The organism is Pseudomonas brassicacearum, from assembly GCF_003732265.1.
GTDB lineage: Bacteria > Pseudomonadota > Gammaproteobacteria > Pseudomonadales > Pseudomonadaceae > Aquipseudomonas > Aquipseudomonas brassicacearum_D.
The window spans coordinates 1-256 of the sequence record NZ_MOBK01000447.1 but is presented as its reverse complement, the minus strand read 5'-3'; the positions used below and the strand labels follow the sequence as shown (position 1 = coordinate 256).

The window sequence follows — 256 nt, the reverse complement described above, 5'->3', positions numbered from 1 at the left end:
GTTAACGATGGAGTCGGTGGTATTGGAGATAATGTGACGGATCACTGCCGAGCCGATAAACCCGGCGCCGCCGGTTACTAGAATTTTCACGCGAAACCATACCCTTGAGCTGCGGACAGCGCCATCTACGAGCGCGATCTAATCCATGAATGCAGAAGCCGACAGACATGAAGGCTTCCGTCAGAGTCAGTCTGAATCGAAGTGCATTGGAGGCACTGTCGAACAAGGGTTGCATTTTACAGCTTAGTGAACGTTT

At 51.2% G+C, this 256-nt stretch carries 1 protein-coding gene; it reads right to left on the bottom strand.

Features of this window, described 5'->3' with window-relative positions:
• Positions 1–90, bottom strand: a 90-nt coding sequence (locus BK660_RS32185) for an NAD-dependent epimerase/dehydratase family protein (RefSeq protein ID WP_123436477.1), incomplete at its 3' end; no start/stop codon positions are given.
• Positions 91–256 lie beyond the last annotated feature (166 nt).